The sequence below is a fragment of the Algibacter sp. genome (assembly GCF_039977455.1).
Lineage (GTDB): Bacteria > Bacteroidota > Bacteroidia > Flavobacteriales > Flavobacteriaceae > Algibacter_B.
Genome location: NZ_JBDWDG010000033.1, coordinates 1 through 5,515, shown reverse-complemented (window position 1 = coordinate 5,515; position 5,515 = coordinate 1). Strand labels below are relative to the sequence as shown.

Here is a 5,515-nt window from a genome sequence, read left to right as displayed (position 1 = left end):
GGAATGATAATTACTATCTACTACCTATTTATATTCCTTTTTTAGATGATAATGTTAACCTAACACAAAATCCGGGTTACTAAAATATAATTAAATTTATTTACAAAAACCTCCAACGATTTAAAATCGTTGGAGGTTTTTTTATTTACCTTAAACTTAATGGACCTAAATACCCGCGTTTAATAAATTTCCTTTTGTAGCTTTAATTTGCATTTTTTAATTTAATAAAAAATTAACATAATTTTAATATTTATTTATCGAACACAAGGTGTTGTTAGTCGAAAATCTTATCTTCATTACGACTTAAACACATAGCTTTATTACGTTTTTAACATGGTTTTAAGAAAACAAAGGTTAAACAATCCAATTTTTTAATGCTTTATTTAACTATAATTTGTTTTTGTTAAGAGATGTTTAAAAGCAAAAAACCACAACTAACCACAATATTTTTTAATCATTAATTAACTCACATTTCTATGAAAATTAAATTACAAAATTTCTCTTTCTGTCGAAAAAAAGAGCACTTAAGGTTTTTCTTAAGTGTTTTAGTTTTTTCTTGCGTTTCTGCCAGTTATGGTTTGGAGCCTATTATGAGTGTAGAACTTAAAAAATCTACTAGCTATTTACAACAAACAGTAAGCGGTACCGTAACAGATGTTAACGGACAACCAATACCAGGAGTAAATGTCTTAGAAAAAGGCACAACAAATGGCGTTCAAACCGATTTTGATGGTGTTTATTCCATAAGCACATCCAACCAAAGTGCAACTTTGGTTTTTTCTTTTGTTGGTTTTAAAACCAAAGAGGTTGCCATTACTAACCAAACGACTTTAAATGTCTCTTTAGAAGAAGACATCTCTCAACTAGACGAAGTGGTAGTGGTTGGTTACGGAACTCAGAGCTCTAGTAAAGTTGTAAGTTCTGTAGTTCAGGTTACTAATAAAGAATTAAATCTAGAGAAAAGACCTGTTACCAACGGGTATTCTGCATTAGTGGGATCGGTTCCTGGTTTAGTTATGGGTAATAACAATGGTTCTCCGGGTGCAATACCTAGCATACAAATTAGAGGAACTAGTACTATTGGTGAGGCAAATGATGTATTAGTAATTATTGATAACTTTGAAGGTTCTTTATCAGACATTAATCCACAAGATATTGAAAGTGTATCTGTTTTAAAAGATGCATCGGCAGTAGCTGTTTATGGTGCACGTGGTGCAAATGGAGTGCTATTAGTGACAACCAAGAAAGCAGCTCGAAATAAAAAGACGACTGTAAGTTATAATGCTACTACCTCTATGCAAACAACACCTAGGTTACAGCAAACTGTAAATTCTAGTCAGTATATGGAGTTTCAAAATGATATTGCACCAGGAACTTGGGATGCGAATTCTTTAAGTTTAGCCAATAATGGTTTTTATCCTGATACGAATTGGATTGAAGAAATTTTTGAAAGTACTGCTGTACAACAATCTCATAGTTTAACCTTATCAGGTGGATCCGAAACTACTGGGTATTTAATGACGGGTAGTTACCTTACTCAAGAAGGTTTAGCGCTTGGAGAAGATAAATTTGAGAGATTGAATTTACGTTTAAAAATGGATACAGATATTAATAGCTGGTTAAATGTTGGTACTAACACCTTAATTAGTAACCGTACCGATAAATCTGTTGAAGTTGTTGGAGGTAGCAACGTAAGAGGTTTACCTTTTTACCCTGTAAAAACAGAAGATGGCTTATGGGCAAGTAATGGAACTGCCGATGGAGCCAACCCGGTTGCAAGCGCATCTTCAGGAAGTTTTGATGAATCGGATTTAGATCGAATAAACGTACAACTATATGCTAAAATCACACCATTAAAAGGATTAACTTTCGAGGAGCGCATATCTTACATCAAAACTAATGAATACGCAAGAGGTTGGAGCAACCCTTTCTCTTCAGTTGGGCTTGATCCTACAGACCCAGATTCTTACACCAATCCAGATTCTGCAAATAGAGATTATTTTATAGCATCAACAGACGAGAGAACCTTAGCGGTAGAATCTACTAAATCTCACAATTTCCGTTCTTTAACCTCTTTAGCATACGAGTTTGAAAAAGGAAAACACGCAGCAAAAGCATTTTTAGCAATACAAAGTGAAAGTGGAGAATCAGAAACTTTAGCAGCGAGTAGAACAGGCTTTCTTTTCGATAACATCATATCACTGAACCAAGGAGAACTTCCTAACGATTCGAACATCTATGATGATGGAAACACGGAGATTAGAGGCGGAAATGCAAGAACATTATCGTACATCGGTAGATTTAACTACAGTTTTGATGATAAATATTTAATTGAGGCTTCTTTTAGACGAGATGGATCATCTTATTTTACAGATGAAAACAAATGGGGATTCTTCCCTTCTGTTGCTTTAGGTTGGGTAGCTTCCAAAGAGAAGTTTTTTGACAATATTAACTTCGTAAATCAATTAAAATTTAGAGGATCGTATGGTTCTGCCGGTTCAGACGGAACTTTAGGATCAGTAACGCAACAACTTGTTACCTATGACGCCTCAGGATACCCTTTAGGTGGTGTTTCAAATGCGAGAATTGGAGTTGACGACTTTGTTAACCCTGATTTAATTTGGGAAACATCAACGATACTAAATGTTGGTGTCGACGCTTCATTGTTTCAAAGAAAATTACAATTAAGTGCTGAATATTTTGTTAACAACCGTAAAGATATTTTAGATAACATTTCTTCAACAGCCTACGAATACGGCTTTGGTGATGCTCAAGGTAACCCTTATGATGTTAGAAGTTGGGGTTGGGATTTTAATGTAAGCCATAAAAATACGATAGGAAAATTTAGCTACAACATAGCTGCTAACGTATCTAATTATGATAACAAAATTACCCGTATTGAAGGTGGTTCAGAAAGTAACACACGTCAAATAGGGCTAAGTGTAAACAACCGTTTTGGTTATGAAGTAGATGGGTATTTTGATAGCCAAGAAGAAATTGATACTTACACTACTACCGATGGTACTCTTATTGACCAAAGTGATGTTAGTGGCGCTAATGGCGTAGGTACTTATTTAGGTGGATTTAAATATTTAGACCAATTAACAATTGATAGCGACGGTGATGGTGTTATGGATACTGCAGATGGTGTTATTAATAGTGACGACCGTGTAACGATAGATGACAATAATGATAGAAACTGGAATGTTGGTTTTAATCTTGGAGTTTCTTACGAGAACTTTACTCTATCAGCTCGTTTCTACGGTTCTTTTGACAACAATCAATATTGGAATTCAGCCAATGTAGTAGATCCATTTTTAGGAGGTGGTATTCCATGGACTTACCAATTAGACTACTGGTCTGAGACTAATACAAATGCACTTCTACCAAGACCGGTTAGTACAAGTAACGAAAATTATAATAGCTCCATAGACCATTTTATTGTAGATGCAGAATTTATTAAACTACAAAATGTAACACTTAATTATGATTTTGGTGAAAACATACTTAACCGTTTTTCATTTATTAAAAGTATGAACTTGTACTTATCTATGGAAAATATAGGAGTTGTTTGGACTAACAGTCCTGTTTACGATTATGGTTGGGATCCTGAATTGGGGGTAAATAATGTAGATTACCCATTACCATTTACTACAGCATTAGGTTTAAATATTAAATTTTAAAACTATGAATAGAATAAAAATATATCAGAAACATTTATTTTTAAATATATTATTTACTATGAAATATATAAAAGCATACAAAATAGCATCTCTCTTGATGTTGATGGTTTCCTTTACCTCGTGTAATGAAGACTTTCTAAAAGTAGAAGATCTTGATGATCTTGATTTATCTACTGTTTATCAGTCAGAGGAAGACTTAACTTTAGCTTTAAATAATCTTTACTTTTCATTACCAAATTTAGATATTGAAGACCCTTTATTTTCCATCGATGCAAACCAAGCTTATATTATACCTTATTTCTGGACAGATGATGCTATTCATAGAAATATAGCAAATCCTGCAGACAATCAAGGTTCAGATTTTAATTGGAGTGATAGCAGAAGATCTTTAAGAACTTTTTACAGATACCATGATATTGCCAATATTAATTTTTTCTTAGAAGCATTACCAGGAGCAACTTTTGAAACAGAATCTAATAGAGAACGATTTGCTGCTGAAGCAAGATTTTTTAGAGCTTGGATTTATGAAACTATGGTATTAGCTTATGGTGATGTACCATTAGTAACTTCCACGCTATCAGCTTCAGACAACCCAAGTAGAACTCCTAGACAAGAAGTATTTGATTTTGTTATTAGCGAATTAAGCGAAATAGAGGACCAACTACCCGAATCTTATTCTGGGGAGGATATTGGCCGTATTACAAAAGGAGCTGCATTAGCTTTAAAATCTCGTGCATACTTAAATGCCTTAGGATGGCATTCAGACCCAAATGCTTTATATCAAGGCGCAGAAGAGGCTTGTTCAAAAATAATTAATAGTAACGTATATTCTTTAGTTGATGGTATTGATGGTTTTAAAGAACAATTTACTCCAGAAAGCGATTTAACGTCTCCAGAAACCATCTTGACAACTATATACATAAAAGGTATTAATGTTAGTAGAATTGCTTTACAGTTTTCACCTAGAGATTTATACAAAGGACCAAACGGTAGTGGTAACAACCAAAGAAGACCTGGTTTTACATCAGATTTTATTGAAGAAGTTCAAACCATTAACGGTTTATTTCCTAAAGATGATCCAACATACGATCCTGCCAACCCTTGGGTTAATAGAGATCCTAGACTTGAAGCTACTGTAAGATTACCTTTAGACGAGTACCTTGGTACAGATGGTATTAATAATGATATCTTTTTACCACATCCTTTTTATGGCGACACAAGAGATCGTGTTCAAGGTTCTAACAACAACCCTACAGGTTATGGCTTTAAAAAATACACAGATTATTACATGGATAATAACATAGAAGGAGATGCAGATCTAAAAATAATTAGATACTCTGAGGTGTTATTAATGTATGCTGAAGCCTTAGCAGGACAAGGTAAAGACGCTGAAGCTTTGCCGTTTTTAGACCAAGTTAGAGAACGTGTAGGAATGCCTAAATATGCAGACATAGGCTTACCAACAGTAACAAGAGGTACAACTGGAAACACCATGATTGATGCGATTCTTTTAGAAAGAAGATATGAGTTTGCAGGTGAAGGCCCTCAACGTTGGTTTGATATATGGAGATACAAATTAGGAAGTCAAGTAATTGGTACAGTTTATGGAATTCCTGATGACGTAAATTTACCAGGAGATTTAACTGGTCCAAAATACGATTCGTCAGATCTTGAAATCTATCAAAGAGTTTGGAATGATAATTACTATCTACTACCTATTTATATTCCTTTTTTAGATGATAATGTTAACCTAACACAAAATCCGGGTTACTAAAATATAATTAAATTTATTTACAAAAACCTCCAACGATTTAAAATCGTTGGAGGTTTTT

General features: G+C 33.9%; 2 protein-coding genes. Both read left to right on the top strand.

Going from position 1 to position 5,515, the window contains the following annotated elements; genetic code table 11:
• Positions 1 to 476: 476 nt before the first annotated feature.
• Positions 477 to 3,683: a TonB-dependent receptor gene (locus tag ABJM36_RS16305; RefSeq protein ID WP_348452641.1), complete on the top strand. Its 3,207-nt coding sequence runs from the start codon at positions 477 to 479 to the stop codon at positions 3,681 to 3,683.
• Positions 3,684 to 3,741: 58 nt separating this feature from the next.
• Positions 3,742 to 5,457, top strand: coding sequence for a RagB/SusD family nutrient uptake outer membrane protein (locus tag ABJM36_RS16300; RefSeq protein WP_348452639.1), 1,716 nt, complete (start codon positions 3,742 to 3,744; stop codon positions 5,455 to 5,457).
• The last annotated feature ends 58 nt before the right edge of the window (positions 5,458 to 5,515 follow it).

Coding starts and splice junctions, on each gene's coding strand:
- ABJM36_RS16305 (WP_348452641.1), top strand. CDS start 477: ATGAAAATTAAATTACAAAATTTCTCTTTCTGTCGAAAAAAAGAGCAC.
- ABJM36_RS16300 (WP_348452639.1), top strand. CDS start 3,742: ATGAAATATATAAAAGCATACAAAATAGCATCTCTCTTGATGTTGATG.